23 protein-coding genes are annotated in these 24,539 nt (G+C 74.8%); 10 read left to right on the top strand and 13 right to left on the bottom strand.

Translation table 11 applies throughout. The features are described 5' to 3' along the window. Positions 1–78: 78 nt before the first annotated feature. Positions 79–795: a TetR/AcrR family transcriptional regulator gene (locus OG294_RS35325; RefSeq protein WP_327070638.1), complete on the bottom strand. Its 717-nt coding sequence runs from the start codon at positions 793–795 to the stop codon at positions 79–81. A gap of 97 nt (positions 796–892) precedes the next feature. On the opposite strand from OG294_RS35325, the gene OG294_RS35320 reads away from it, so the two are divergent. Further along, positions 893–2,440, top strand: coding sequence for an MFS transporter (locus tag OG294_RS35320; protein ID WP_327070637.1), 1,548 nt, complete (start codon positions 893–895; stop codon positions 2,438–2,440). A gap of 88 nt (positions 2,441–2,528) precedes the next feature. Here OG294_RS35320 and OG294_RS35315 read toward each other — a convergent pair whose 3' ends face one another. The 3 genes from OG294_RS35315 to OG294_RS35305 form a co-directional block, all read right to left on the bottom strand. Beyond that, the gene (locus OG294_RS35315) at positions 2,529–3,044 is read right to left on the bottom strand and encodes an NUDIX hydrolase (RefSeq protein ID WP_327070636.1); all 516 of its coding nucleotides are present in this window, start codon (positions 3,042–3,044) and stop codon (positions 2,529–2,531) included. A 147-nt stretch (positions 3,045–3,191) separates the two neighbouring features. Further along, positions 3,192–3,845 (bottom strand): GNAT family N-acetyltransferase, encoded by a 654-nt coding sequence (locus OG294_RS35310; RefSeq protein ID WP_327070635.1) that lies wholly within the window; start codon positions 3,843–3,845, stop codon positions 3,192–3,194. Between the two features lie 41 nt (positions 3,846–3,886). Further along, a complete protein-coding gene (locus OG294_RS35305; RefSeq protein ID WP_327070634.1) occupies positions 3,887–4,855 on the bottom strand; it encodes an MBL fold metallo-hydrolase in 969 nt (322 codons plus the stop codon). Between the two features lie 99 nt (positions 4,856–4,954). Between OG294_RS35305 and OG294_RS35300 the strand changes: the two genes are divergently transcribed. The 3 genes from OG294_RS35300 (at position 4,955) to OG294_RS35290 (ending at position 6,633) form a co-directional block, all read left to right on the top strand. Then, positions 4,955–5,632, top strand: coding sequence for a hypothetical protein (locus tag OG294_RS35300; RefSeq protein ID WP_327070633.1), 678 nt, complete (start codon positions 4,955–4,957; stop codon positions 5,630–5,632). Next, entirely contained in the window at positions 5,629–5,922 is a 294-nt protein-coding gene (locus tag OG294_RS35295; protein ID WP_327070632.1) for a transcriptional regulator, read from the top strand. Before OG294_RS35300 ends, OG294_RS35295 begins: the two co-directional genes overlap by 4 nt. Positions 5,923–6,003: 81 nt before the next feature. Further along, on the top strand, positions 6,004–6,633 hold the full coding sequence (locus OG294_RS35290; RefSeq protein ID WP_327070631.1) for a hypothetical protein: 630 nt from the start codon (positions 6,004–6,006) through the stop codon (positions 6,631–6,633). 121 nt (positions 6,634–6,754) lie between these two features. Here the strand turns inward: OG294_RS35290 and OG294_RS35285 are convergent, their stop codons facing one another. Continuing rightward, positions 6,755–7,201 carry a hypothetical protein gene (locus OG294_RS35285; protein WP_327070630.1) on the bottom strand — a complete coding sequence of 149 codons (447 nt, stop codon included), beginning with the start codon at positions 7,199–7,201 and terminating at the stop codon, positions 6,755–6,757. A gap of 134 nt (positions 7,202–7,335) precedes the next feature. Further along, a complete protein-coding gene (locus tag OG294_RS35280) occupies positions 7,336–8,895 on the bottom strand; it encodes a CYTH and CHAD domain-containing protein (RefSeq protein WP_327070629.1) in 1,560 nt (519 codons plus the stop codon). Positions 8,896–9,052: 157 nt separating this feature from the next. Between OG294_RS35280 and OG294_RS35275 the strand changes: the two genes are divergently transcribed. Both OG294_RS35275 and OG294_RS35270 read left to right on the top strand, forming a co-directional pair. Next, positions 9,053–9,622 (top strand): chloramphenicol phosphotransferase CPT family protein, encoded by a 570-nt coding sequence (locus OG294_RS35275; protein ID WP_327070628.1) that lies wholly within the window; start codon positions 9,053–9,055, stop codon positions 9,620–9,622. Between the two features lie 64 nt (positions 9,623–9,686). Continuing rightward, positions 9,687–10,328, top strand: a complete 642-nt coding sequence (locus OG294_RS35270) for a nucleotidyltransferase domain-containing protein (protein ID WP_327070627.1) — start codon at positions 9,687–9,689, stop codon at positions 10,326–10,328. A gap of 18 nt (positions 10,329–10,346) precedes the next feature. On the opposite strand, the gene OG294_RS35265 is transcribed toward OG294_RS35270, so the two are convergent. After that, complete coding sequence (locus tag OG294_RS35265) at positions 10,347–11,132, bottom strand: phosphotransferase (protein WP_327070626.1); 786 nt, start codon at positions 11,130–11,132, stop codon at positions 10,347–10,349. Positions 11,133–11,209: 77 nt separating this feature from the next. Between OG294_RS35265 and OG294_RS35260 the strand changes: the two genes are divergently transcribed. Then, complete coding sequence (locus OG294_RS35260) at positions 11,210–11,866, top strand: HAD family hydrolase (RefSeq protein ID WP_327070625.1); 657 nt, start codon at positions 11,210–11,212, stop codon at positions 11,864–11,866. A gap of 13 nt (positions 11,867–11,879) precedes the next feature. Here OG294_RS35260 and OG294_RS35255 read toward each other — a convergent pair whose 3' ends face one another. The 4 genes from OG294_RS35255 to OG294_RS35240 form a co-directional block, all read right to left on the bottom strand. Then, complete coding sequence (locus tag OG294_RS35255; RefSeq protein WP_327070624.1) at positions 11,880–12,803, bottom strand: alpha/beta fold hydrolase; 924 nt, start codon at positions 12,801–12,803, stop codon at positions 11,880–11,882. A gap of 152 nt (positions 12,804–12,955) precedes the next feature. Beyond that, positions 12,956–16,027, bottom strand: coding sequence for a helix-turn-helix transcriptional regulator (locus OG294_RS35250; protein ID WP_327070623.1), 3,072 nt, complete (start codon positions 16,025–16,027; stop codon positions 12,956–12,958). A 132-nt stretch (positions 16,028–16,159) separates the two neighbouring features. Beyond that, on the bottom strand, positions 16,160–16,372 hold the full coding sequence (locus OG294_RS35245; protein ID WP_327070622.1) for a hypothetical protein: 213 nt from the start codon (positions 16,370–16,372) through the stop codon (positions 16,160–16,162). Between the two features lie 195 nt (positions 16,373–16,567). Then, the gene (locus tag OG294_RS35240; protein ID WP_327070621.1) at positions 16,568–19,888 is read right to left on the bottom strand and encodes a type 2 lanthipeptide synthetase LanM family protein; all 3,321 of its coding nucleotides are present in this window, start codon (positions 19,886–19,888) and stop codon (positions 16,568–16,570) included. A gap of 336 nt (positions 19,889–20,224) precedes the next feature. Between OG294_RS35240 and OG294_RS35235 the strand changes: the two genes are divergently transcribed. Then, complete coding sequence (locus OG294_RS35235; protein WP_327070620.1) at positions 20,225–21,730, top strand: FAD/NAD(P)-binding protein; 1,506 nt, start codon at positions 20,225–20,227, stop codon at positions 21,728–21,730. Positions 21,731–21,822: 92 nt separating this feature from the next. Here the strand turns inward: OG294_RS35235 and OG294_RS35230 are convergent, their stop codons facing one another. Next, the gene (locus OG294_RS35230) at positions 21,823–22,500 is read right to left on the bottom strand and encodes a response regulator transcription factor (RefSeq protein ID WP_327070619.1); all 678 of its coding nucleotides are present in this window, start codon (positions 22,498–22,500) and stop codon (positions 21,823–21,825) included. A 107-nt stretch (positions 22,501–22,607) separates the two neighbouring features. After that, a complete protein-coding gene (locus tag OG294_RS35225) occupies positions 22,608–22,877 on the bottom strand; it encodes a hypothetical protein (RefSeq protein ID WP_327070618.1) in 270 nt (89 codons plus the stop codon). A 198-nt stretch (positions 22,878–23,075) separates the two neighbouring features. Here OG294_RS35225 and OG294_RS35220 point away from each other — a divergent pair, with 198 nt between their 5' ends. Then, positions 23,076–23,657 (top strand): TetR/AcrR family transcriptional regulator, encoded by a 582-nt coding sequence (locus tag OG294_RS35220; protein ID WP_327070617.1) that lies wholly within the window; start codon positions 23,076–23,078, stop codon positions 23,655–23,657. A gap of 102 nt (positions 23,658–23,759) precedes the next feature. Further along, positions 23,760–24,533, top strand: coding sequence for an SDR family NAD(P)-dependent oxidoreductase (locus OG294_RS35215; RefSeq protein WP_327070616.1), 774 nt, complete (start codon positions 23,760–23,762; stop codon positions 24,531–24,533). Positions 24,534–24,539: the final 6 nt, after the last annotated feature.

Genomic DNA, 24,539 nt, shown 5'->3' with positions numbered 1-24,539 from the left:
TCAGGGGTTCGGCTCAGCAGTCCGGTTCAGGGTTCCGGTTCAGCGGTCCGGCAAAGCGAATCGGCTCAGCGGTCAGGCTCAGACGGGCACTTCGGGGACGGCCTCGCTCGGGCGCGCCTGGGCGAGCAGGGCGGCCAGTCCGTCGATGAGGCGTTCCAGGCCGAAGGCGAAGCGCTCGTCCATGTTCGGGGTGGTGAGGTCGTCGGCGAGGGCGACCAGGTTGGGGAAGGTCTCCTCGGGCAGGCCGCGCAACTGTGCGCTGACGGCGGTGGCGACCTCGGCGCGACTGGTGCCCATGGCCTCGGAGGCGGAGATCGGGGTCTGCTCCTGGAGGACGAAGCCCTGGACGTAGGCGCCCAGCAGGTAGGTGCAGAGCGCCGCGTCGGCATCGGCGAAGCCGGCGGCCCGCAGCCGGTCCAGCTGGTCCTCCATCAGGCCCAGCAGGTGCGGCCCCAGGGCGAAGCGGCCGGCCACGACCTTGGCGGCGTCGCGCCGGGAGAGCAGCAGCCGGCGGTGGCGCAGGCAGTACTCGCGCAGCTGCTCGCGCCAGTCGCCCTGGCGCAGCGGCGGCTCGGCGTCGGCCATCAGCGCGTCGGTGAGCAGGTCGAGCAGCTCCTCCTTGTTGCGGACGTGCCAGTAGAGGGAGGCCGCCTTGACCCCCAGCTCGGTGGCGACCTTGCGCATGGACAGCCCGTTGATGCCCTCGCGCTCCAGGACGCACAGGGCCGCCTGGGCCAGCGCATCCCGGGTCAGCCCCGGCTGCGGGGGGTGTTCGTCTGTTCTTTCGCCCGCCACCAGCAACCTCCGTCGGAAAAGGTTCTTGCAATCTAACACCGTTAGGGGCATTCTGGCCCACAGCAACGCCCCGTCTAACACTGTTAGGGATGCCATGATGGACCCGGCTGCCCGGCGTAAGAAGCTCGCCCTTGGCACGCTGTGCATCACCATGTTCATGTCGATGCTCGACAACGTCATCGTCAACAACGCGTTGCCCCGCATCGGGGAGCAACTGCACACCGGCGTCAGCGGCCTGCAATGGGTGGTCGAGGGCTACAGCCTCATCTACGCCGGCCTGCTGCTCACCGGCGGTTCGCTCGGCGACCGCTACGGCCGTACCCGGGTCTTCAAGATCGGCCTGGCCCTGTTCACGCTCGGCTCGGCGGCGGCCGCGCTCTCCAACTCGATCGGCCTGCTGGTCGCGGCCCGGATGCTGCAGGGCGTCGGCGCCGCGCTCCTCGCGCCGGGCAGCCTGTCGATCCTGCGGCACGTCTTCACCGACGACACCGAGCGGGCCAAGGCGATCGGCACCTGGTCCGCCTTCTCCTCGCTGGGCCTGGCCGTCGGCCCGGTCCTCGGCGGGCCGATGGTCCAGCACCTCGGCTGGGCCAGCGTCTTCTGGATCAACGTGCCGATCGGCGTGCTGGGCCTGGTGATGGCCTCCCGGGTCCTGCCCGAGCTCGCGACCTGGGCCAAGCGCCTGGACCTGCCCGGTCAGGCCCTCTCCGCGGTGGGGCTCGGCGCCCTGGTCTACACGCTGGTCGAAGGCCCGGCCCGCGGCTGGACCGACGGCGTCGTGCTGGGCTGCGCGGCCGGCGCGGTGGTGGCCCTGACGGCCTTCGTCGTGGTCGAGCTGCGCACCACCGACCCGATGCTCGACCTGCACTTCTTCAAGGACCGGGTGCTCACCGGCGCGGTGGTCAGTGGCTTCATGATCAGCTTCGGCGTCTTCGGCACCTCGTTCTTCCTGCCGCTGCTCATGCAGGGCATCATGGGCTGGACCCCGTCGAGCGCTGGGCTGGCGGGCCTGCCGATGACCGCGATGCTGATCGTCGCCGCACCGCTGTCGGGCCGGATGACGGCCCGCAAGGGCCCCCGGATCCCCATCGTGGCCGGGCTCGCGCTGTGCGCGGTGGCGCTCGGCGGCCTGTCGCTCTACGACGGCCACGCCCACTACGTCGCGTACCTGTGGGTGCTGTTCGTGCTGGGCTTCGGGATGGGCATGACCTTCACACCGGTCTCCATCGCGGTCATGATGCGCGTCCCCCCGACCAAGGCGGGCATGGCCTCCGCGACCGTCAACACGCTGCGCGAACTCGGCGGCGTGGTCGGCGTCGCAGTGCTGGGCGCCATCCTCACCAGCCGCCTCAGCGCGGTGCTGGCCGCACCGCTGGGCCGGCTCGGGGTGCCCTCCGGTGCCCGGCACGACATCGCCAACGCGGTCACCAACTCCGGTGCGGGCCAGGCCTCCGCCCTGCCGCCGGCGATCCACACGGTGGTCGACAACGGATTCGTGGAGGCACTCCACCTCTCGCTGCGCTGCGGCGCCGCCGGGCTGGCGGTCGCGACCCTGGTGGTCGCGTACCTGCTGCGCCCGGCGCCGTTCCCCGCCGCGCCCCCGGCCGCCGAGCCGACGCAACAGGACGCCCCGGCGCACACCTGACGTCGACTCGGCTCCGCGCCGCGGTCGTTGCCGACTCGGACCGGCAACGGCCGCGGCGCCCCCTTGCTCCGGGCAGGCCGTCAGGGCGCTACGCCGTGGGCTGCTGCCCGTCGTTGAGGAAGAGCACCGCACCACGGGTGCGGGCGCGCCAGACGGCGGCGAACCAGGGCCGCTGCTCGGGCTGGAGACAGGGCTGCCACTGCTCGAACTCGCGCCAGGCGAAGTCGTCGTGCTCGGCGCTCAGTTCGACGGCCGGGACCGCCGTCTCGCCCGCGCCCACGGTTCCGCCGTCGAAGCAGAAGTCCACCACCGCGGGCCAACCATCCGCCGGTGCACGGTAGTCGACGGCGAGCAGCGGCAACGTGCCCGGCAGCAGGAGGCCCGTCTCCTCGTACGTCTCGCGGACCGCCGTCACGTTGGGCTGCTCGCCCGCGTCGGCCAGGCCGCCCGGGATCTGCCACCACGCCGGATGCCCCGGGTAGGCGTGGGCCTGATGGAGCATCAGGATCCGGCCGGCCGGATCGGTGAGCAGCACCCCGGCGGACACCACGTGCCGGGGCAGGGTGGCGGCGAACTCCTCGGGCCGTATGGCCATGGTCGTCATACTCGCTCCTCTCCTCCTGGCCGGAGCCGGCAATGCCGTCCGGCGCCGGTCCGAGCGCGCTCGTGTTGATCAACGAACGGGCGGCCGGACGGGCACGGTGCCAGGCCGAACGATCGGCACGACCGGCCACGACCGGCCGCACCCGGCTCAACCGGCGGCGGCCGGCGGTGCGAAGCAGAGGCTCGCCATCGGGGCGCGGGTGGTCCAGCCGAGGGTGGTGTAGAGCGCCCGGCCCGCCGAGCTGGCGACCAGGACGCCGGTCTCAGCACCGGCCTGGTGGGCGGCGTGCTGGAGGGTGCGCATCACCACGGCGCCCAGCCCCCTGCGCCGATGGGCGGGCGCGGTCTCGATCTGGTCCGGCACGCCGACCCGGCCCGCCACGGCGAGTTGGCCGCGGGCGGCGAGCTGCCCGTCGGTGGTGCGGATCAGCACCCGGACGACATCCCCGCGCGTCCAGCTGGTGCGGACGTAGCCGGCCGGCAACCGGACCCGCTCGGCGCCGAGCGGACAGCTCATCAGGAAGGCCGGGGCGTCCAGCCGCCAGTCCGGGGTGACCCAGGGCCGGACGGTGTCGTCGTCGGCGAAGAGCTTGAGCCAGGTGCCGGGGGCACTGGTCACGGCCACGAGCTCGCCGACCTGGGCCGCGGTCGGCTCCGGCAGCACGTGCCGCGCGACGTGCCCGGTCAGCCCGACGTCGATGGTCCAGCCCCAGGGCTCGACGGCCGGATCCGAGGCGCCGCGCGAGACCACCCAGCCGTCGATCCACATCCGCACGAGCCCACTGACGCCGACGGCCGTCATGCTTCCCCCAGAGAGTAATAGGCAAAGTGCCCCTGGGCATCTTACCTGGTACCGCTCGGCACCCCCCGGAGCGTCCGCACCCGGTTGCGCAGCCGATCCCCCAGGAGCCTGGCCAGTTGCCGGTACTGCGCGCTCGCCGGCGAACCGTGCCAGAGGACGAAGTCGTCCCGACGGTGCGTGCCCGGGCGGTCGGCGACCTCGTGCGCGGCGTCCCGGATCGCCGACAACTGGGCCATGGTGAACGCCAGCGGCGGCTCGTCGGGCTGGTACCGGCAGCCGGTCGGGTAGTCCCGGCCCGGTCGCCGGGTCATCTCGATGTGGCAGCCGAGCACCCGGGTCACCGGCCGCTGCCGGCCGAACTCGACGAGCCGGTCGAGGCTGGCGAGGAACGCGGGGAAGTCCTGCACGTACAGCCGCCCCGGGTAGACCGTGTCACCGGTGAGCAGGAACCCGCTCCACGGGTCGTAGACCGCGATCGAGGACGGATGGTGCCCCGGACAGCCGGTGACCTCCAACACCCGTCCGCCCAGGTCGAATTCGACCACCTGCTCGGGCCAGGCGGAGAAGCCGAAGAAGGCCCGCACCTCGTCGGCCCCGGTACCCGCCACGGTGGTGTGCGGCCGGTCCGCGAACTGCGGATCACCGGCCGTGTGGTCGCCGTGGGCGTGCGTGTGGGCGACCACCAACGCGTAGTCCGCGCGCGGATTTTCGGCCAGCCAGTCGGCCAACAGGGCGTCCACCGTGCCGCGCAGCGGGAACCTGGCGGCATCGGCGGTCGCCCCGGTGTCGAGCAGCAGCGCCCGTTCGTTGCCCAGGAAGAGGTAGAGGAACGGCGCCTCGTAGTGCACGGCCTTGTTCTGCCGGAGCAGATAGGTGTGCCGGTCGTGGGCGTGGACCTGGATCGGCGGGTCGGTGTTGCGACGCACGGAGGGCGAGCCGTGGATCCACGCCGGTTCCGGGGCCCCTGCGACCGGAGCGCCGCGGGTGAAGTCGAGCCACGAGGAAGCCATCGGCCCAGGCTACCGAGCGTCCCGCTACTTGTCGCCGCCAAGAGGTTTGCGATACAAAGTTCTTGCCGAGCTCAGCCGGGCTCAACGGGGGAGGGCCAGATGAACGGGCAACAGGACGACCCGGCAAGCGGTCGGACGACCGATCAGCCGACCGATCAACTGCTGGACGTCAACCAGGCGCTCTCCCTGATCGCCGCGGAACACGAGCACGTCCGGCGCCGGGTGCGCAACAACCCCGTGCTGCTCTTCACGGTGTGGGGCGGCGCCTGGCTGGTCGGCTTCGGCACCACCTACCTGGCCTACGGCCCCGACCGGGTGCTCCCCGGCTGGCTCGGTGCCGCAGTACCCACCGTGCTGATCGTCACCGCACTGATCTGGTCGATCGGCTACTCGCTGCGCACCGGCCGCGGGGTCAGCGGCCCCTCGCGCACCGTGGCCGCCCTCTACGGGTGGAGCTGGTCCCTGGGGTTCGGCTGCCTGTCGCTGGTCAACACGGCGCTGATCCGCCGCGGCCTGAGCTCCGACACCGCGGCGATGCTCTGGTCCTCCTCCTCGCTGCTGCTCACCGGAGTGCTCTACCTGGCCGGGGGCATGATCGACCAGGACAGGGTCCGCTACAGCCTGGGGGCGTGGACCATGCTGTGCGCGGCGGGCGCGGTGCTCGCCGGCGTCCCGGGCAACTTCCTGGTCCAGTCGCTGGCCGGCGGGGGCGGCTTCCTCGCGCTGGCCGGGTACCACGGGTACCAGCGGGCCGCGGCGCGGCGGTCGCGGCCGTGATCCCCGAGCTGGATCCGGTCATCCACGCCCAGGCCCGCCTGCGCGTCACGGTCGCGCTGGCCGCGCTCGCGCCCGACGACCGGATCACCTTCCCGCGGCTGCAACAACTCCTGGCCATGACCGCGGGCAACCTCTCCACCCACCTGCGCAAGCTCGAAGACGCCGGATACGTCGAGATCACCAAGACCCACGCCCGCCGCACCCCGGTCACCCAGGTCGCCCTGACCGCCACCGGTCGCACGGCCTTCGAGACCTACACCGCGACGCTGCGCTCGCTGCTCGGCCCCTGAGCCGGCCGGCGCCGCCGATCCGCGGACCGGCGGCGAGCACGCCGCCCACCAGCCTTCCATCCCTCGCCTGGAGCGCCAGTCATGAGCAGCACCGCCAGCGGATCCCCGCTCCCCCACCCGGCCGGTCCCGCCCCGAGCGGCACCCGGGCCGGCGGTCTCAACCGCGCCGAACTGCGCGGCCGCGCCATCGGCAGCAGCGTCCTCGCCTTCTTCGCCTTCGGCTGGACCGTCTGCGGCACCTCCGACCTGCACTCCTCCCCCCTCACCGCCGCGCTGCTCACCGTCGCGGCCCTCGCCTCGCTCGCCGTGTTCGGGTTCGCCGTCCAGGCCGGCCGGCAGGCGGCGCACACTCCCGCGGGCGGGGACCGGGCCCGCGGAAAGGCCGCCGGGCGCCGGTTCGGACTGATCGTCACCGCCGAGTGGATCGGGATCTTCGCCGCCGTCCGCGCCCTGGACGCCACCGGTCACCCGCACCTGATCGCCGCCGTGATCGCGCTCGGGGTCGGCATCCACTTCTTCCCGCTGGCCCGCCTGTTCAGCGTCCCGGTCTACGACGTCACCGGCGCCGTGCTGTGCCTGATCGCCCTGGCCACCCTGCTGCTGGCGCCGCTGACCGGCTCCGACGTGCTGTGGACCCTGCTGCCCGGCCTCGGCAGCGCGCTCGGGCTCTACGCCACCTGCGCCCACGTGCTGCGCGGCGTGCTCCGCTGACCACCGCTCAGCGGGCCGGTCGGCGGTGGGCCGCGCACGCGGAACGGACCGTGCTCCACGGGGGTGGGCACAGTCCGTTCCGCGTATCCGGCCCCAGCCAGGGACCGGAACCGGAGAGGCCCTAGCCTCGCTTGTCGGCGCCGGCCTTCTCCGCCGCCGCCGCGTCGCCGTCCGCGTTCCCGGCGTCGGCCTGGTCGGCCCCGGCCTTCTCCGCGGCCGGCTTCCCGGCATCCGCCGGCTTGCCGTCCGTCGCGGTGTTCTCGGCCGACGCCGCCTGCGCGGGGACCGTCTCGGGGTCCGCCGCCGGGGCCTCCTGGCCGGCCGCCTCGAACGCGGCCACGTGCGTGCGCACCTCCTTGAGGGTCAGGTCCAGCAGATTGGCCGTGATGTCCAGGCCGCCGAAGGCCTCCACCGCCCCGGCCACGGCCCGGCTCAGCCCGGCCTGGGCCAGGGCCATCTGCTCCAGGGAGTGGTTGTAGGCGTCCAGGGCGGCGAGCTGGAGCCGGTGACGTTCTTGTACCTCGTTGCGCCGACGGAGCGCTTCCGTCTGTGGTTCTGCGATGCTCATACCCCCATAATCTCAGCCCGCCGAGCCGTGCCGCAGCCAAAGGCCGCCACCCCTGAAACCAGGTCACCTGAAGCCAGGTCATCTGGTACGGGGTCAGCTCCCTCCCCGTACGCACCGGGCACCGGGCGCCCGGGTCAGCGGCGCTCGACCCTCGCCCAGGCGCGGCGCGCCGCGGCCAGATCCGCCTCGGCGTGGTCGCGCTGGGCGCCGTACAGCACGCCGTAGCCGAAGGTGTCCCGGCCCAGCCGCCGGGCCTCGGCCGCGACGAGCAGGATCGTCTGCTCCGCGACCACCGCGTCCTGGTAGCGCCCCAGCGGCTGCTGGATCGCCTTCAGGTCGTCCGCCAGCCGCCGTCCACGAGCCCCGAGCGCGGGATAGAGGCACTCGGCGGCGTACCGGGCCCGCTTGGCCGCCTTGCGGGCCTGGTGCACGGCCTCGTCCCGCCGGTCGCCGGGCGACTGGGCGAAGGCGGTGCGCAGCCGGCGTCCGGTGCGCCGGCACTCGCGGCGCAGCGTCCGCCGGGCCACCGAACGCCCGGTCGCCGCTTGCTCGCGCAACGGGGGCCGCTCGGCGAAGCGCTCCAGGCTGTCCAGCAGGCGGCGGTAACGCGGGCCGTCCAGCACCGCGAGCACCTCCGTGTGCGCCTGACGGTAGCGGTGGCTGAACCAGCGTTCCAGCAGGGCGCGCAGCTCCTGGTCGTCCGCCGGCGCGGTCAACTCGGCGGCCTGAGCTGCCAGTCGGGCACCGGTGACCTCTGCGTCCCGGGCCCGGCCGAGCAGGCCGCCGAGCCAGCGCAGCTCTTCGCCCAGCCGGTCGGTGCGCCGCCTGCGCAGCAGTCCGCGGTGGGCGGTCAGGGCGCTGCGCAGCCGCCGCTGGCTGATCCGCATCTGGTGCACGGCATCCGGCTCGTCGAGCCGGACGGCCAGATCGAGGGCGACCAGCCGCTCGGTGTGCCGGCGCAGGTACGCCGCCAGCGCCGCGGCGGTCGCCCCACCGCCACCGCCGCCACCGCCCTCGCCCTCGCCACCGCTCTCCGCCCGCAACAGCCGGGCGAGTTCGGCGAGCCCGGCGCGTTCGGCACCCCCAGCGCCCCCAGCCCCCTCAGCGCCCTCGGCACCGGTCGCGGCGGGCCGCAGGCCCTGCCCGCGCAACACCCGCGCGACCGCCGCCCGCAGCTCGTCGCCCCCGGCCACCAGCGTGAGCCCGGTCCGGGCCCAGGTCCGCCTGCCCCCGGCCAGCCGCCCCTTGGGCAGGGCCTTGGCCGACACCCGCTCCCCGAGCAGTTCGGCCAGCGTGCGGCCACGGCGGTCGAGCAGCAGCACCCGGCTGCGGACGGTCCGCAGCCGGGCCACCGCGACCAGCTCCCGCCCCCGGGTGCGGGCCCGCACCAGCACCGCCAGCCGGGCGGGCACGGCGCCCGGCGCGCCCGCGTCCAGCGGCACCGTGATCTCCCGGGGCTCGCCGTCCGCGCCCGGCACCGTCAGCCGCCACCCCGGCTCGCCGCCGCTGGTGCGACAGCGCAGCGTGCCGCCCCGGCGCAGCAGGCGCAGGTCGGCGGTGTCGTAGTAGACGTCGACCAGGTGCTGCGGCGGCGCGGCCTCGACGGCGGCGACGCCGGGCAGCTCGCGCGGCCTCAGCCGGCGACCGGCCGCGCCCTCGAAGAAGGACTGGTCCTCTCGGTGCACAGTGGCCATACGCCTACGATGCGCCTGCCGACCGCCGGACCGCATCACCCCGGGCCACCCGTCACGTTCGGTAGCCGCCACCGTTGCTCCGGGGGCGACCGAACGGGCGGACGGCCGCTGGTGCACCATGATCATGCAGCGAGAACCGACCAGGCGGGGGAGAGACGTGGCGGCCACGCAGACCGGCGGACTGATCATCTTCTTGAACGGAACGTCGAGTTCCGGCAAGTCGAGCATCGCGAAGGAACTGCTCACGGTCCTGGACGAAACGTTCTTCCACTTCCCCGTGGACGCCTTCCACGCGATGCGCGCCCGCAAGGAGTGGACCCCCGACGAGCTGAGCACCGTCCTCCGGCACACCTGGACGGGCTTCCACCGCGCGGTGGCCGGGATGGCCGCGGGGGGCAACAACGTCGTGGTGGACCACCTCCTCAGCGAGCCCTGGCGGCTCGACGACTGTCTCGACGTCTTCGATCCCGCGAATGTCGTCCTGGTCGGCGTGCACTGCCCGCTGGAGGAGCTGGAACGCCGCGAGCGGGCCCGCGGCGACCGGCCGTCCGGGCTGGCCGCCCGCCAGATCGGCCCGGTCCACGCCCACGGCAGCTACGACGTCGAGTGCGACACCAGGATCAGCAGCCCCCGCGACTGCGCCGAGCAGATCAAGGCCTTCCTGCCGCACCGCCCCACCCCCACCACCTTCGAACGGCTGCGCTCGGCCCGGCTCCAGGCACGCTGAGATCGGGCGGGTCCACCGGCCGGATCCGGTCACGGGGCTGCAGGCCCGCTGGTAGCTTCGTGCCGTGAGCGAGCAACTGCCCGGCGGCGCCGTCGAGCTGACGGCCGAGGAGATCGATGCCCTGGACGCCAGGTGGGCATCCTGCTGGAGCCCGAGCGAGGTCGCCCGGCGGCTGGCCGGGATCGGCACGCCCTGGTACGTGGCCGGGGGCTGGGCGCTGGACCTGTTCCACGGCAGGCAGACCCGCGCGCACGGCGACACCGAGATCGGGATTCCGGCCGCGGGCTTCGCCGAGGTCCGGGAGCGGTTCCCCGGTCACGTCTTCGACGCGGTGGGCAGCGGCCGGATCTGGGCGGGCGCCCCGCCACAGGCGCTGGCCGCCGTCCATCAGACCTGGCTGCGCGATCCGGCCACCGGCGACTACCTGCTCGACGTGTTCCGCGAGCCCCACGACGGCGACACCTGGATCTGCCGACGCGACGAGACGATCCGGCTCCCCTACCGCGACGTCATCCGCCGCACCCCGGACGGCGTCCCGTACCTGGCCCCCGAGCTGGTCCTGCTGTTCAAGGCCAAGGGCGACCGCCCGCAGGACCAGGCGGACTTCGAGGCGGCCGTCCCACAGCTGACCCCGGCCCAGCGCGCGACCCTGGCCGACCTGCTCGCCCGCGTGCACCCGGGCCACCGCTGGCTCGCGCAGCTGTAGGGTCCTGGGTCGGGCGGCCTACTCCTCGCCCAGCAGCTCGGCCCGGCGGGCCAGCGCCCAGCTGCGCTCCGCCTCGATGTCCGGGACGAACTCCCGCTCCAGGAAGGTCGACCAGGGCTCCACCCCGAGCGGGCCCAGCCTGGCGATCCGCTCGGTCTCCCAACGCTGCAGCCGGACCAGCGCGTCCAGCACCTCGGCCGGGTCGACCCCGCCGTAGGCGGCGCAGAGCAGGCGCAGCCGACGGGCCAGCGGCGCGCCGTCCGGGCCGTAGCCGGCCCTGCGCTGGCGCTCGGGCGAGCGCAGCGGCACGCTGTACCAGGCGAGTTGGGCCAGGTCGTCGATCGGCTCACCGGGGACGGCGAGGTCCCAGTCGATGACGCCGACCAGCCCGTCCGGCGTCCAGACCGAGTTCCAGGTGCCGAGATCGCCATGACGCATGATCAGACCCGGTCGCCACGGCACGTCGCCGCCGACCCACAGCGCCTGCGGCGAGGGGCAGAAGTCGCGGACGGCCTCGTGGTAGTCGCGCAGCCAGCGGCCCAGCGCGACCACGCCCTCGTCGGCGAGCAGCGCCGGCGGCCACGGCGAGCCGCCGACCTCACCGTGCAGCAGCGAGAGCACCTCCTCGCCCTCCTGCGGGCCCCCGCCCAGCACCCGGGGCGCGCCGGTGAAGCCGACCCGTTCCAGGTGCCGCAGCAGTTCCCCCACCGCGGCGCTCCAGGAACGCCACGGCCGCCGGATGGACTCCCCCTCGCGTCGCACCAGCGACAACCCGCCCTGGACCGACTCGCCATCTTCGATCATGGGCGCAGCCTAGTGCGGTCCCTCCGCCGCCCCCACCGGTTTTCCGGCCCGCGCACGGCCGCCGATAGGGTGATCCCATGATCGAACTGGTGATCTTCGACTGTGACGGTGTCCTCATCGACAGCGAGCGGCTGGCGGTCCGGGTGGACGCGGTGGTGCTCGCCGCACTGGGCTGGCCGATGAGCGAGGAGGAGATCGTCGAGCGCTTCGTCGGCCGCTCGCACTCCTCGATGACCGCCGACATCGAGGCACACCTGGGCCGGACCCTGCCGCCCGACTGGGACGCGGAGTTCAAGCCGCTCTACGACGAGGCCTTCGCGCGCGAGCTGACGCCGGTGACCGGCATCGTCGAGGCACTGGACGCCATCGACCTGCCCACCTGCGTGGCCTCCAGCAGCAGCCACGCCCGCCTGCGCCGCACCCTGGGCCTGACCGGCCTCCACGAGCGCTTCGCCGGCCGGATCTTCAGCGCCGAGGAGGTGACCCACGGCAAGCCCGCCCCCGACCTCTTCCTCCACGCGGCCCGCCGGATGGGCGTGGACCCGAGCGCCTGCGTCGTGGTCGAGGACAGCCGCTTCGGCCTCGCCGCCGCCCGCGCCGCCGGCATGCGCTCCTTCGGCTACTGCGGCGGCCTGAGCCGCGCGGACCGCCTGGCCGGGCCGGGCACCGTGGTCTTCGACGACATGCGCAAACTCCCGGAGTTGCTGACCGCGGCGACGCAGGCGCTGGGGTAGCACCCGCCGCGCGTCAGGCAGCCGGGCGCGCCAGGTCGGCGCGGCTGGCGAGGGTGCGGATGGCGGCGGCATAGGCGGGCCAGCTGTCGGGGGGCAGGAAGTGGCCGACGGTGGGGAAGGCGGTCAGGCGGGCGCCGGGGATGGCGGCGGCGAGGGCGCGGGCTGCCGCGACCCGGACCAGGGGGTCGAGGCCGCCGTGCAGGATCAGGGCGGGGGCGGTGATGTCGGCGAGCCGGCCGCCGTGCCAGGTGGCGCCGATCTGGCGGCTCTGCGCCTTCGGGTCACGGAAGCTGACCACCCCGTGGGCCGCCTCCCGGGCGGCCAGCTCGCGGAAGACGGCCGCCTGCTCGGGCCCGAAGGCCTGGCCGGCCGGAGCCATGGTGCGGCCGATCAGCTCGGCGAAGGCGAGGTCGGCGTCCGGCCCCTCGGGGAGGCGCAGCCGGGCGAACCGGGCCACCGTGCCCAGGCGCAGGTAGCGCAGCACGGCGAGGCCGCTGACGTCGCTGGGCACCGCGGAGGAGGAGGTGAGGCTGCGGACCCGGTCGGGGTGGCGGATCGCGATCCGCTGGGCCAGCAGGCCGCCCATCGAGTGGCCGAACAGGTGGGCACTGGACCAGCCGACGGCGTCCAGCACCGCGATCGCGTCGTCCGCCAGGTCCTCGCCGGTGTAGGCCGGCGCCCGCCGCCGCAGCAGGGCGCCGATCGGGCGCCTGCCCGACCCGTCGGCCCGGTCGGGCAGATGCGTGGACTGGCCCGCGTCGCGCTGGTCGTAGGCCACCACGTGGAAGCCCTGGCCCAGCAGCTCGTCCACCAGGCCCTGCGGCCACCAGAAGCGCGAGGCCGCCAGGCCCATCACCAGCAGCAGCGGGTCGCCACCCGCGCCGCCGAGGTCCTGGTAGGCGATCTCGATGTCACCGTGGCGCGTGAAGCAGGTCATGGCTCGTCCCCTTTCGCAAGCGGCATCCGCAGGCACCATGCGCAAACCGCATTCGCATACGGTGTTCGCAAACAGCATTCGCGAACACTGTATGCGAAAGTGAGGGCGCCGGCCACCACCCGGGACAGGAGAGCCGAAGCCGAAGGGACGCCCTACCGCGCCAGCGGCTCGTCCGACGAGTCGGCGTCCACCGGGCCGAACCGCGCCGCGTAGTCGCACAGCGCCGCGCGGTGGGACTGACCGGTCTTGGTCAGCAGGCTCGCGACGTGCTTCTCCACCGTCCGCGGCGAGATGTACAGCCGCCCGGCGATCTCCTGGTTGCCCAGGCGCGGCCCGAGCAGCAGCAGCACCTCGTACTCACGGGCCGTCAGGCCCTGGCGGCGCAGCTCCGGCGGTACCCGGTCGGAGCCCGAGCGGCGCTGCGGGACGGTCGCGCCGGCGCGGCGCAGCAGGTCGCGGCAGGCGCTGGCGACGGCGGGGACGCCCGCGCCGTGGAAGTACTCCTCCGCCGTGCGCAGCCAGGGCACCGGATCGCCCCAGCCGTCGGCCAGCGCGGCCTCCGCGACCAGCCGCAGGCCCAGGTGGCGGGCCATCAGGAAGGGCGCGGAGGCCTCGCGGGCCTGGGCGACCGCCCGCTCGGCCTCCTCGGTCCGGCCCGCCCGGCCCTGGTGCACGGCGTAGGCCAGCCGCTCGAACTGCCGGTTCCAGAGCAGCCCGGCGCCCGGGTCGAGGCGCACCAGCTCGTGCTCGGCCTCGGTGGCCCGCCCGGTCAGCGCCCGCAGCAGCGGGCGCAGTCCGTAGCGGCCGTTGAAGTAGAAGACGGTCGGGTTCTCGTCCTCCCAGGCGCGGGCGTTGTCCAGCTCGGTCAGCGCCTGCTCGCGGTCCTCCTCCAGCAGCGAGCACATCGCGCGGCAGTTGCCGAAGACCAGCGGCATCTTGAGCGAGCGGTCGCCGTCCCAGCGGTGGAACTCGGCCAGTTGCTGCTCCATCTCGCGGCGCCGGCCCTGGTGCGCGGCCAGGGCGGCCCGGGTGAGCAGCAGGTACTGGTGGTTGTCGACGTGGCCCAGCCGGGCGGTGGCCTCGGCACAGCGGTCGGTCAGCGCCCGGGCGGTGGCGTACTCGCCGCGGAAGACGGCCTGGCTGGCCATGGTGGCCTCGGCGGTGTGCCCGAGCACGATCGCGCCGAGCTCGACCGCCGCGCGGTGGGCGCGGGCCAGTTGCTCGCTGGTGCCGTTGCGCATGAACTCGTTGGCACCCAGCCGCAGCAGCGCGTCCAGCCGCCAGGTGGTCAGGCCGTGCCGGGTGGCCAGCGCGAGCAGCCGCTCCAGGCAGGCGTCCGCGCGGTCGAAGCCGTGCCGTCGCTCCAGCAGCGCGAGGAACTGCAGGGCCTGGCAGGCCACTTCCGGCAGCCCGGCCCGTTCGGCGTCGTCGGCCGCGCGGCGGGCCAGCCGTTCGGCCTGGCTGGTCCGGTGCTCCCCGGCCTCCCCGGCTGCCGCACCCGCACCCGCCGTCCCGACAGCGCTGCCCGTCCCGTCAGCAGCACTCACACCACCCGCACCACCCGCCCTGCTCGCCTCACCGAAGCCGGCGAGGACCAGGTTGGCCTCCACCACGTCCAGCGCCGGGGTGATCGAGCCGCTGTCGAACCGGCCGAGCAGGCGCCGCACCAGCGCAACCCGGGCGGCGGCCTCCTCGTGGCGCAGCGCCGAGACCGCGCCCCAGGCGAGGCGGGTGTGCAGCGCGGCGGCACGGGCGTCGTCCAGCGCGCCGGGGCCGGTCAGCGGAAGGGTGTCGGCCAGTTCCAGGGCCCGGTCCAGGCGGCCGGTCTCCACCAGGGTGTAGATCAGGGCCTCCAGGACCGTGCCGGCCTCGTCGCTCGGCCCGGAACCGGAGATCAGCGCGTGGGCGTGCTCCAGCAGCGAGACCGCCGAGGTCACCGCGCCGTCGCGGAGCGCTGCCTGGCCGGCCTGGGCGAAGAGCAGGGCGGCGCCGCGGGTGTCACCGGCGGTCAGTCGCAGTACGGCGACCTGCTGGCACCAGTCGCCGGGCAGGCCGGGGTAGGCCTGCTCCACCGCGGCGGCGGCGCGCACCGCGATGTCGGCGCGCTCGCCCGGCAGCAGGTCGGCCAGCAGGGCCTCGGTGGTCAGGGCGTGCCGGAACTCGTACCAGTCGGCCACCGGACCGCTGGGCGAGATCAGCTGGGCGTCGATGCCGGCCCGCAGGTGGACCAGCAGGCTGCGGTCGTCCAGGCCGGTCACCAGTTTGAGCACCGGCAGGGCGAAGCGCCGGCCCAGCACGGCCGCGGAGTGCAGCAGTTCGCGGCCGACCGGGCTGAGCCGGCCCACCCGCTGGGCCACGCTGTGCACCACGGTGGCCGGCACGTCGATGGACAGGTCGCCGCTGACCCGCCAGCCGTCCGCGCCACCGAGCAGCACATTGGCCGCCACCATGCCGCTGAGCAGCTCCTCGACCACGAAGGGATTGCCCTCGGAGTCCTGGACCAGCTTGTCGGTCAGCGGCTGCGGGAGCTGTCCCGCCCCGGCGCCCAGGCAGGACTCGGCCACCAGCCGCACCTGGTCGGGCGTCAGCGCTCGCAGCTCGGCCAGCACGGCGCTGCGCCGCCGGCCGGCCGCGCGGGCCAGGTCGTCGGCCGCCCCGGCCCCCGGGCGCAGCGTGACCAGCAGGAAGACCGGCAGTCCGGCGAGGTTGTCGACCAGGTACTCGATCACCGAGAGGGTCTCGGCGTCCGCGTCGTGCAGGTCCTCGATCACCAGCAGGCAGCCCGGTTCCTGGCCCGAGCTCGGATCGCGGCCGACCGCGGCGAGCAGGCGCAGCACCGCCTCGGCCGTCTCGACCAGCGAGGTGGTCCCGTCCGGCGGGTTGGCGCCGCGCCACTCGGGCACCAGGCCGCCCAGCGCCGAGCGGTAGGGGGCCAGTTCGGGGTCCTGCGGCGGGCCGCCGATCCGGAACAGGGAGAGCAGGGCCTCGGCGATCGGGCGGAACGGCATGGCGGCACCGGTGGCACTGCTGCGCCCGCGCAGCACCGCCAGACCGCTCGCCACCGCGCGGAACGCACTCTCGGAGGCGAGCCGCGACTTGCCTATTCCCGCGTCGCCGAGCAGGAAGACGGCGCGGCCCGCCCCCTGCCGGGCGGCCTGCAGGGAGGCTTCGACGAGCGCGAGTTCCTCGTCCCGCCCGACCAGCACGGGCGATGTGGTCAGCATGGCCGGAGGCTATCGCCCGCCTCTGTCATCCGCCATGGTGGGTGTCCCGGCCACCCCGACAGCTGAGGTGGAGAGTGCACCTCAGCTGCCGGGTGGCGGATGCTCAGCAGGGGACGGTCGCCGACAGAACGGTCAGCAGGGACTGGAGACGCTGGTTCCGTTCGGCATCAGGGTGGTGCTGCCACGGCCGAGCGCCGCCGAAGCGGTCAGGCCCGCCAGCACGGCGGCCCGCCGGCCGGTACCGGGGCGGTCCTCCAAGGTGATCTCGCCGGCCGGGTGGACGTGGGCGGCGCCCGTCCGGGCATCCGGGTCCTTCCAGTACCGGACCAGTTCTTCGACGTTCATGGCTTTCCTTCCCGTGGGCAGCCGCGCGGCGGGGTCGAGCCGCGCTGGTGGCCGTACGACGTGGTGGTGGTGACGCACGGCCGGTTCAGGTGTGGTGGCGGTCGGGTAGGCGGACGGGGGGACAACGGGACAACGGCCGCACCGGTGGTGACGGTTCACCGCGAAGGTGCGCGGCGGCCGGGCGCGGCAGCGGGTTCACCGTGGTGGTGACTGGAGCAGGAGCACCGAGGGTATCCGGGTGCCGAAGCCGAGGCGAAGCAGCCCGTGGCCGATTCCGGCCAGTCCGTTGAGCAGCCCGGGGCTGCTGACCCGGTTGGGCGTGCCGCACTGCGGACCGAGCCGGTCCAGCGAGGTCAGCAGCGCCCCGGCCCGGGCGACGGCGGGACCGGCCATGGTGCGGCCGTCCGGTCCCGCCGTCAGCAGCAGTTCGAGCGAGCCCAGTTCGCCGTGGCACAGGCTGTGGTTGGGCAGCGGTCCCTGGTCCGCGAGCGCGGCGACGGTGCGCTCGACGAAGGCGGCCAGGCCCGGCGGCGGGGCGACGGCCCGGCTGTCGGCCACGGCCAGGGCAAGGCCCGCCACACCGCCGCACCAGCCGGCGACCGCCGGTCCCCCCGGCTCCTCGCCCCGGTCCCGGGTGCCCGCGCCACGCCCCGGTGCCGACGGGCCGGTGTGCGGGCGCCCCGCGGGTGCCCGGCCGGACGGCGGGTGCGAGGTCCGGCCGGCCGCCGCGTGGCCGGCCACCGAGTGGGCCGCGATCGCCCGCTCCAACTGCCGCTGGCCCAGCTCCGCGTACTCCTGGCCGCCGCCGGCCGCCGCGAACCGCAGCAGCGACCAGCCCACGCCGGCCCGGCCGCTCGCGAAGCCGCTCGGGGCGCAGCCGGCGGCCGGCAGCCCGGCCAGCTGCCAGGCGCAGCGCTCCGCGGTGTCGAGCGCCAGCCCCACCCCGCTGGTGCGGTGCACCGCGACCATCGCCGCCAGGCAGCCCGCCAGCCCGGTCAGCACGCCGTACTCGTCGCCGTGCCAGGCCCCCTCCCCCGTGTGCTCCCGGCACTCCCCGGGCCGGCCGCCGAGGTCGGCGGCAACGGCCGCCACCGAACGGGCCGTCAGCAGCACCGCCTGCTCGGTCCAGCCGGCGATCTCGGGGTCGTCCAGCAGACCGGACAGCTGGCTGAGGGCGTAGGAGATGCCGCCCAGCCCCTCGAAGCCGCCGCAGCCGACCGCCGCCAGCTGCTCCGGGTCGGCGGCCAGCGCGGCCAGCACCTCGGGCACCGGGCGCAGCGCCCGCCGGGCGACGGCGGCGTACCGCTCGATCCCGGTCAGGTCGGCGAGCTGGGCCAGGAAGAGCGCCGTGCCGCAGTAGCCGTTGGCCAGGCCCGCGCCCTGCGGCATCACCGCCCAGTGCCGGTCCTCGATCGGCTCCAGCGTCAGCCAGTTGACCCGGCTGCCGTCGTCGTGCGCCCCGGTCAGGATCTGGTCGGCGATGCCGCACGCGGCGGCCAGCAGCCGCTCGGGGTCGGGGACGGTGCCCTCCTGGCGGCCGGTCAGCGGCGTGCCCACCTGGTGGGCGTCGCCCTCCCAGCGGGTGGCGAGCGAGGCGCGGATGATCCACTCCTGGTCGTAGCGGTCGGTCCGGCTCATCGCGTGCAGCTGGTCGGTCACCCGGTCCAGGCCGCTCTCGGCGAACGCGGCGGCGGTGGTGGCCCCGCCGATCGCGGGCCGCGCCGCGGTGGGGCGGCAGGTCAGCAGCGGGATGTCGCCCGCCCACAGCTCGGCCAGCTCGGCGCCGACCAGCGGCCAGCGGGCCTGGTCCCCGGCCGACTCCCGCCACAGCAGGTCGAGCAGCCGGTCCCGGTCCAGCGCGTCGCGCAGCACGTCGGGGTGGGTCGACTCGTCGAGCAGGGTGGCGTAGCGCTGGGTGTCGCGGACCACCACCCGGGTGCGGTCCTCGGCGAAGCGCGCCAGCAGGCCGCCGGGGCCGGTCAGTTCGCCGCGGTGGGCGCTGATCGTCTCGTAGCCGGCCCGGAACCCGGCCAGCAGCGGCTCGGTGAAGGTGCCGGGGTCGGCGTCGGTACCGTTCCAGCTGGGCCGGTTGTCGGCGCCGCGGAACACCGACGGGGCCCGGACCAGCAGCATCTCGTCGGTGCCGGGCGCCTGCCAGCCCACCGCGTCGCCGGGCAGCGGGCGGCCCTTGTCGCCGCCGAGCCCGGAGACGTCCAGCGAGCCGCGTTCGCCCACCCGCAGGTGCGGCAGCAGCGCGATCCGGTAGACCGAGCGGTGCAGGGCGTGCAGCGCCGGGTCGCCGCCGGTGGCGCCGGGCGGGGTCAGCGCGGGGTGGAAGAGCGTCTCCAGGTCGACCAGCACCGGCTGGTCCGCGCAGGCGATCAGGTTCTCGTAGTGGACGTCGGTGCCGCCCAGCGCGTGCAGCAGCGCGAGCAGCGCGCCGGTGCGGTAGTAGAAGCTGTCCAGTTGGGCGGCCCAGGTGCACGGCGCGGCGGCGGCGTACTCCAGCCAGCCGTAGCCGGGCCGCTCCAGCAGCCGCAGCACCCGCAGATCGACGTTGGGCAGCCGGGTGTTGAGCCAGCGCAGCGCGGAGTTGAAGTGCCCGTGCACGGCCTGCGGCCGGGGCTTGTAGACCAGTCGGTCGCCGGAGGCGAAGCGCAGCAGCGCCACCGCCCGGCCCCCGTCGTGGCTGTCGCCGGCGCTCAGGTCGATCTCGGTCAGCGCACCGGGGTTGCGACCGCCGAGCAGGGTGGCCACCAGCTCGGCGCGGTCGGCCCGGAACCGCTCCAGCAGCTCGCGCCAGGCCGCGACGGCGTGTCCGGCGCGCTGCGCCAGCAGGCGGGCCAGCACCGGGTACTCGGTGAGCAGTGCGGCCAGCCCGGCACGCTCGCCGGTGCGGTGCACGAAGTCGGCGAAGCGGCGCTCCGGGGTCTCGCCGACCAGGCGCTCGCTGACCCGCAGCACGTTGAGCTCCAGCACCAGGGTGCGCCGGGCCAGGTGGACCAGCCGGCTGCTCAGCTGGCCGCGGAAGCAGTCCCCCAGGGCCCGCAGATCGGCGACCGACGCGAGGCCCGCCGCGCGGGCGGCGGCGAGCAGCTGATCGGTGGCATCCTCGGTGAAGGGGGCGAGGATCGCGCTGAAACCCTCGTCCCAGGTGAACGCGCGGCCGCCGGCGGGCAGTCGGGGCGGGGCCGCGGCGAGCACCCGTTCCACCGTCTCGGCCCAGTCGGGGCGCTCCAGACGGGCGGCCAGGGTCTCGGGGGCCTCGGCGAGCAGGGTGCGAAGTCCCTCCTCGTCGAGGCCCACCTCGCCCAGCCGGGCGGCGAACAGGCCCGGTTGGGCGAAGTCCGCACGCCACCGGCTCAGCCGCCGGTTCGCCCGTTCCGCCGGGTCGGGCGACCCGCCGTGCTGCCCGGACGGCGGCCCGCAGCGCAGCCGTTCGGTGAGAGCCACACCCCGCACCCACCAGGGTGTCTCCTGTTGCGCCGTGCTGTCGGCCGTCCCCGCCTCGGTCATGCCACCGAGCATGCCATTGCACCGGTGGGGCGACATGGGGGGTCGGCCCCCATATTTGCGGCGGCCCTGATGGCGACGGGCCGACTGCGGCGGGCTGGCTGCGGAGAGCCTGCTCGCGGTGGGCCTGCTCGCGACGTGCCAGCTCGCGACGTGCCTGATGGCGGCGGCCGCCGGCGGGGCGCGGCACCCGGCCGGGTGGGGATGGCACATTCCGCTGATTTTGCCCGGTGACACGAGCATGATGAGTGCGGGCACCCGTCTGCCAGTCGCGGACCGAACGTTCGGTGGGTGCCCCGCAGTTGTCGGACGGTCCGCTTCCGAAAGGGGCTCCCTCCCATGAACGCCAGCACGTCGCAGCAGGTCGCCGACCCCGTGGCCGGCCCCGCGCCCGATCCCGCGCCGCCCTCGGCCCCGCGGCCGGGCCCGGCCGTTCGCCGGGTCGCGGTGGTGGGTGCCGGCGCGGCGGGCACGCTGACCGCCGCGCAGCTGCTCCTCGGCGCGACCGAGCGCCAACTTCCGCTGGAGGTCTGGCTGATCGATCCCGCCGAGACCACCGGCCCCGGCGTCGCCTACGGCACCGAGGACCTGCGCCACCTGTTGAACGTCCCCGCCTGCGGGATGAGCGCCTTCCCCGACGACCCCGACCACTTCCTGCGCTGGCTGGCCGCCTGGGAGCCCTGTCCGGCTTCGGCCGACGGCTACCAGCCGTACGACTTCCTGCCCCGGCACACCTACGGCCGCTACCTCACCCACGTGCTGCACCAGGCCCTCGCGGCGGCCGGCGGCTACGGCCGGCTGCACCACGTGCGCCGGCGGGTGGTGGACGCCGCCGCGCTGCCGGAGGGCGTCGAGCTGACGCTGGCCGACGGGGAGCGGGTGAGCGTGCAGGCCGCCGTGCTGGCGCTCGGCCTGCGCCCGCCGGGCCGGCACTGGGCACCGGCGGCGCTGCGCGAACACCCCGCCTTCGTCGCCGATCCCTGGGCACCGGGGGCGCTCGCGGCGGTGCCGGCGGACGGCGAGGTACTGCTGGTCGGCACCGGGCTGACCATGGCCGACACCGCCGTCTCCCTGGCCCGCCCCGGCCGGGTGGTGCACGCGGTGTCCCGCCACGGTCTGGCCCCGCACGGCCACCATGCCACCCCCGCACCGGCGTTGAGCGCTCCGGACGGCCTCGCGACGGCGGCCGGCCTGACCGGGCTGCGCCGCGTGATCCGCCACCACCTGGCCCGCGCCCGCCGCGACCACGGCGACTGGCGCCCCGGCATCGACGGCCTGCGCCCGCACACCAGCGCCCTGTGGCAGCGCCTGTCCGAGGCCGACCGCCGCCGGTTCCTGCGCGAGGACCTGCGCCAGTGGGAGGTGCACCGCCACCGCCTGGCCCCCGCCACCGCCGCCGCCCTCGCGGAGCTGCTCGACCAGGGCCGGCTGACCATCGCCGCCGCCGAGGTCGCGGACGCCGAACCCGCCGAGGGAGGGGCGGTGCGGGTGCGGTTGAGCGACGGACGGCAGCTCACGGCCCGCGCCGTGGTCAACTGCACCGGCGCACCGGCCGAGTTGACCAGCAGTGACGATGCGCTGCACCGCGCCCTGTTCCAGCGCGGCCTGGCCACCGAGGGGCCCATCGGCCTGGGGCTGGCCACCGCGGCGGACGGGCGGCTGCGACCGGCCGCGCCGCAGGCACCGGCGCCGCTGTGGACGCTGGGGCTGCTGCGCCGGGGCGAGTTGCTGGAGTCCACCGCGATGCCGGAGATCCGCGGCCAGGCCGCCGAGGTGGCCGACGCCGTGCTGACCACGCTGACCGCCGCCGAGCCGCCGGCGTCGCTGGCCCCGGCCACGCGCTGAACCCGGCCACGCGCTGAACCGGGCCGCACGCTGAGCCGGGCTGCGTGCTGAACCGGGCCGCTCGCTGAGCCCCGCCGCGCGTGGAGTCCTGCTCAGCCCGCCACGGCCACCAGCCGGTAGCCGTGGCCCCGGACGGTCTCGATCAGGCAGTGCGCGCCCGCCTCGTCCAGCTTGCGGCGCAGCGCGGCGACGTAGACCTCGACGATGTTGACGTCACCGCGGAAGGCGCTGTCCCAGACGCTGTCCAGGATCTCGGTCTTGGACAGCGCCTGGCCCGGGCGCCGGATCAGGCACTCCAGGACGCCGAACTCCTTGGGCGTCAGCCGCAGCACCTCCCCGTTCACCGTGCAGGCGCGGGCGGCCGGGTCGACCCGCAGACCGCCCACCTCCAGCACGGCCGGGCGGGCGCCGGCGCCGCGCCGCAGCAGCGCCCGCAGCCGGGCGGTCAGCACCACGTAGGAGAACGGCTTGCTGAGGAAGTCGTCGGCCCCGCAGTCCAGCGCCTCCGCCTCGTCGTACTCGCCGTTCTTCGCGGTGAGCATCAGGATCGGCACCGGGTTCTCGTCCCGGCGCAGCTCCTGGCAGATCCGGAAGCCGTTCATCCCGGGCAGCATCAGGTCGAGCACGATCGCCGCGTACTGCCCGCCGCGGGCCTGTTCGAGCCCGCTCAGACCGTCGCCGACGACGTCCACCACATAGCCCTCGGCTCGCAGTCCCCGGCTGAGCGACTGCGCGAGCCGTTCCTCGTCCTCGACCATCAGTAGGCGCACGGCCTCAGCATAGGCGAGCGGTGCAGCGGCCCCGGAGCCCGCCCGAGAGCGCCCGGGGCGGTGGGCCCGGCGGTCGCCGGAAGCCGGCGGTCAGCGGAAGCCGGCAGTCAGTGGAAGAAGGTCGCGATCGCGAAGACGACCAGGATGGCCGCGATGCCGATCAGCAGGCCGACCCCGCTCGGCACCCGACCGCCGCGCCCACCGCGCCCGCCGGAGCCCCACCGGCTCACCGGCACCAGGGGCTGCGAGACGTCCCCGTCGTGGTGCCGGTGATGGTGTCCGCCCCCGTGGTGGTGCCCGCCGTGGTGGTGCCCACCGCCGAAATGTCCCCCGTGGTGTCCGCCGCCGAAGTCGCCACCACCGCTGTGACCGTCCATCAGAACCTCCGTAGCAAAGGCATCTTGCCCCCAGAGTCGCACCGCCGGGGCCCGGGAAGCCTCAAGGGAAGCTCTGAGCCGCGGCTCCGCAGCGCCGCCGCCCCCGGACCGGGCAGCTCCGGACCAGGCAACCCCAGGACCGCGCGGCGCCGCCCCCCTTTCTTGACCGTACGTTCTTGATTGATCTACGCTCCCGACATGGCCAGGACCAAGGAGTTCGATCCCGCCGCCGCGCTGCAGTCCGCCCTGGAGCTGTTCTGGGAGCGCGGCTACGAGGCCACCTCGATGGCCGACCTGGTGGAGCGCCTCGGGGTCGGCCGGGCGAGCCTGTACGCCACCTTCGGCAGCAAGCACGACCTCTACCTCGCGGCGCTCGACCGGTACGAGGAGCTGGTCGGCCCACGCCTGCTGGCCGAGCTCTCGCAGCCGGGCCCGGCACTGCCGGCGGTGCGCGCGCTGCTGCGGCGCTTCGCCCTGGAGGCGGTCGGCGAGCAGCGCGAACGCGGCTGCTTCGTCGTCAACACGGCGGCCGAACTCGCCTCCCACGACAGCGAGTCGGCGCGCCGGGTGCTGGCCAGCTGGGACCAGCTGGAGACCCTGCTGGCCTCGGCGCTGACCCGGGCCAGGGCCCAGGGCGAGCTGGGGGCGGGCAAGGATCCGCGAGCCCTGGCAAGGCTGCTGCTGGTCCTGTTGCAGGGCGTGCGGGTGATCGGCAAGGCCACCGGCGACGACGGCCGGATCAGGGACGCGATCGCCCAGGCGGAGTCGCTGCTCGGCTGAGCCCGGCGGTTCGCGCCTGCCCGCCCCGGCGCATGCACTCATTCAGGAACGATCATTCCAGATAGCTCATCCCGTCAGACCCACAGAAACGGAACCACCACCATGAGCACGACCAGCACCGCCCGCTTCACCGGCCGGACCGTCCTCGTCACCGGTGGCGGTTCCGGCCTCGGCCGGGCCATCGCGCTCGCCTTCGCCGCCGAGGGCGCCAAGGTCGCCGTCGCCGGCCGCACCGCGCACAGCCTGGACGAGACGGTCGGGCTGATCGAGGCCGCGGGCGGCCGGGGCCTGGCGGTGGTGGCCGACACCACGCGTCCCGCCGAGGTCGAGGCGCTGGTGCGGCGGACGGTCGAGACGTTCGGCGGACTCGACGTGGCCGTCAACAACGCCGGGATCCTGCGCGGCGTCGGCCCGGTGGCCGAGGTCGCGCACGCGGACTGGCAGGAGCTGCTGGAGACCAACGTCACCGGCGTCTGGCTGGCCATGAAGCACGAGATCGCCCACATGAAGGCGCACGGCGGCGGCGCGATCGTCAACATCGCCTCCAACCTCGGCGCCCACCGGCGGATCCCCAACGTGGTCGCCTACGCGACCAGCAAGGCCGCCGTCTCGGCGCTGACCAGGGGCGCCGCGCTCGACCACATCGGCGACGGCGTGCGGATCAACGCCGTCAGCCCCGGTGCGTCCGCCACCAGCATGTCGCTGCGCCCGGGCGAGAGCGAGGCGCAGCGGGCGGACCGGATGAAGGCCGAGACGCCGCTGGGCCGGGTCGCGCAGGTGGCCGAGGTGGCGGCGGCCGTCCTCTACCTGGCCTCGGACGCGGCCGGTGCGGTCGTCGGCACCGACCTGGTGATCGACAGCGGCTCGGCGGCCTGACCGGTC

Source organism: Kitasatospora sp. NBC_01302 (assembly GCF_035976515.1).
Taxonomy (GTDB): Bacteria; Actinomycetota; Actinomycetes; order Streptomycetales; family Streptomycetaceae; genus Kitasatospora.
Note: the sequence above shows the minus strand (reverse complement) of the source record. Positions and strands in the feature narration are given on the sequence as shown.

Bases quoted from the DNA above. Each gene is read 5' to 3' on its own strand.
- OG294_RS35225 (WP_327070618.1), bottom strand. From the start codon at position 22,877: ATGGACGGTCACAGCGGTGGTGGCGACTTCGGCGGCGGACACCACGGG.
- OG294_RS35245 (WP_327070622.1), bottom strand. From the start codon at position 16,372: ATGAACGTCGAAGAACTGGTCCGGTACTGGAAGGACCCGGATGCCCGG.
- OG294_RS35280 (WP_327070629.1), bottom strand. From the start codon at position 8,895: ATGGCCACTGTGCACCGAGAGGACCAGTCCTTCTTCGAGGGCGCGGCC.
- OG294_RS35220 (WP_327070617.1), top strand. From the start codon at position 23,076: ATGGCCAGGACCAAGGAGTTCGATCCCGCCGCCGCGCTGCAGTCCGCC.
- OG294_RS35305 (WP_327070634.1), bottom strand. From the start codon at position 4,855: ATGGCTTCCTCGTGGCTCGACTTCACCCGCGGCGCTCCGGTCGCAGGG.
- OG294_RS35285 (WP_327070630.1), bottom strand. From the start codon at position 7,201: ATGAGCATCGCAGAACCACAGACGGAAGCGCTCCGTCGGCGCAACGAG.
- OG294_RS35215 (WP_327070616.1), top strand. From the start codon at position 23,760: ATGAGCACGACCAGCACCGCCCGCTTCACCGGCCGGACCGTCCTCGTC.
- OG294_RS35300 (WP_327070633.1), top strand. From the start codon at position 4,955: ATGAACGGGCAACAGGACGACCCGGCAAGCGGTCGGACGACCGATCAG.
- OG294_RS35250 (WP_327070623.1), bottom strand. From the start codon at position 16,027: ATGCTGACCACATCGCCCGTGCTGGTCGGGCGGGACGAGGAACTCGCG.
- OG294_RS35235 (WP_327070620.1), top strand. From the start codon at position 20,225: ATGAACGCCAGCACGTCGCAGCAGGTCGCCGACCCCGTGGCCGGCCCC.
- OG294_RS35265 (WP_327070626.1), bottom strand. From the start codon at position 11,132: ATGATCGAAGATGGCGAGTCGGTCCAGGGCGGGTTGTCGCTGGTGCGA.
- OG294_RS35315 (WP_327070636.1), bottom strand. From the start codon at position 3,044: ATGACGACCATGGCCATACGGCCCGAGGAGTTCGCCGCCACCCTGCCC.
- OG294_RS35310 (WP_327070635.1), bottom strand. From the start codon at position 3,845: ATGACGGCCGTCGGCGTCAGTGGGCTCGTGCGGATGTGGATCGACGGC.
- OG294_RS35260 (WP_327070625.1), top strand. From the start codon at position 11,210: ATGATCGAACTGGTGATCTTCGACTGTGACGGTGTCCTCATCGACAGC.
- OG294_RS35290 (WP_327070631.1), top strand. From the start codon at position 6,004: ATGAGCAGCACCGCCAGCGGATCCCCGCTCCCCCACCCGGCCGGTCCC.
- OG294_RS35320 (WP_327070637.1), top strand. From the start codon at position 893: ATGGACCCGGCTGCCCGGCGTAAGAAGCTCGCCCTTGGCACGCTGTGC.
- OG294_RS35240 (WP_327070621.1), bottom strand. From the start codon at position 19,888: ATGACCGAGGCGGGGACGGCCGACAGCACGGCGCAACAGGAGACACCC.
- OG294_RS35255 (WP_327070624.1), bottom strand. From the start codon at position 12,803: ATGACCTGCTTCACGCGCCACGGTGACATCGAGATCGCCTACCAGGAC.